Origin of the sequence: Sphingopyxis sp. (genome assembly GCF_035565275.1) — a bacterium.
Lineage (GTDB): Bacteria > Pseudomonadota > Alphaproteobacteria > Sphingomonadales > Sphingomonadaceae > Sphingopyxis.
The window spans coordinates 1-1534 of the sequence record NZ_DATMST010000143.1 but is presented as its reverse complement, the minus strand read 5'-3'; the positions used below and the strand labels follow the sequence as shown (position 1 = coordinate 1534).

The following is a 1534-nucleotide window of genomic DNA, read 5'->3' as shown; positions in this document are numbered from 1 at the left end:
GTCACGCGCGCGCGCGCGGCGTCCGCGTTCGCATCGGCCTGCCCGTAGCGCTGACGCGCGAGGCGCAAGGCCGCTTCGGCATCGGCGACGGCGATCCGCTGGTCGGCATCGTCGAGGATGACGAGAATATCGCCCTTTTTCACCGCCTGCGTGCCGCTGACGCGCACTTCCTTCACCGGGCCCGACACAAGCGCGGTCACCTGCGCCGAGTCCGCGCCGACATAGGCGTTGTCGGTGTGAACGCGTCCCGCCTGCGTGAGGAAATACCAGAGGCCCCAGAGGATCGCGATCGTCACGACGACAATAGCGAGGATACGGAGCAGCTTCTTGCGCTTCGCTCCGTTGTTTTCGATGTCTGTCGTTTCGGGGGGGGGAGCGCCGGTTTCGGTCGCAGCCGTTTCGTCGGCCATCATTCGTCTCCTGTTGAATTGCTGACCCGGTATCCGCCGCCAAGCGCACGGATCAGGGCGATATCGAGCGAGAGTTCGCGCGCTTCGAGGTCGGCAACGGCGCGGTCGAGCGCAGCCATGCTGTCCTCGGCGTTAAGCTGGACGATCTGGTTCGAGAGGCCGGCGCGATAGCGCAACCCGGCGAGTTTCGACGCTTCGGCCGCGGCAGTCAGCGCCTCGCGTCGGCCCGCGAGCTGGCGTGTCGTCGCGGCCCGGCTCGCGACAATATCGGCAACGTCACGTAGCGCGCCGACCAGCGTGCGATCATAGGTAGCGACCGCCGTGTCATAATCGGCGCGCGACCCGCGATAGCGACCCTGCAATCGCCCGCCCTCAAAGATCGGCAGGCTGATCGCGGCGCCACCGTTTCCATATTCCGAACCCGATTTGAACAGGTTGGAAAGCCCGAGCGACTGAAGCCCGACGAGCGCCGACAGGCTGATGTTCGGATAGAAATCGGCGCGCGCAACATCGATACGCTCCGCAGCCGCCTCCGACCGCAAGCGCGCCGCTACGATATCGGGACGGCGCCCGATCAGATCGATCCCGGCGTTCGCCGGCAGGCCCAGCGCCGGTCGCACTATTTGCGGGCGCGCGATCGACAGGCCGCGGTCAGGCCCGGCACCGATCAGCGCGGCGATCCGGTTGCGCGTCGTTGCGATCGCTTCCTCGAGCGCGACGACATCGGCGCGTGCCGAAGCGGCGCGGCTTTCGGCCTGCCGCTGGCTCGCCTGATTTTCGATCCCCGCGCGGGCGCGTTCGCCCGACAGGTCGGCGCTGGCAGTGCGAACGCGGACGGCTTCATTGGCAACGTCGAGCGCGTGATAATAGCCCGCAAGGTCTGCATAAGCCGAAGCGATCCCGGTCGTCAGCATCAACCGCGCCTGCGCCTCATCGACGCGCGCCGCTTCGGCCTCCGACGTCGCCGCGGCGAGCGCTGCGCGGTTGCGGCCCCACAAATCGAGGTCGAAGGCGAAGGTCGCTGCGAGATGCCCCGTATCCTGAATGCCGTCGGGAACGAAGTTTGGCGGAATGCCCATATTTTCGCTCTGCTGGACACCGCCCGCGCTCGCCTCGGCGCCCAC

The 1534-nt window shown here is 67.2% G+C and carries 2 protein-coding genes; both read right to left on the bottom strand.

The window, feature by feature from the left end:
• Positions 1-410: biotin/lipoyl-binding protein (locus tag VN047_RS09980; RefSeq protein ID WP_325542248.1), on the bottom strand; the 410-nt coding region annotated here is incomplete at its 3' end.
• Positions 410-1534, bottom strand: a 1125-nt coding sequence (locus VN047_RS09975; protein WP_325542246.1) for an efflux transporter outer membrane subunit, incomplete at its 5' end; no start/stop codon positions are given. The genes VN047_RS09980 and VN047_RS09975, both read right to left, overlap by 1 nt.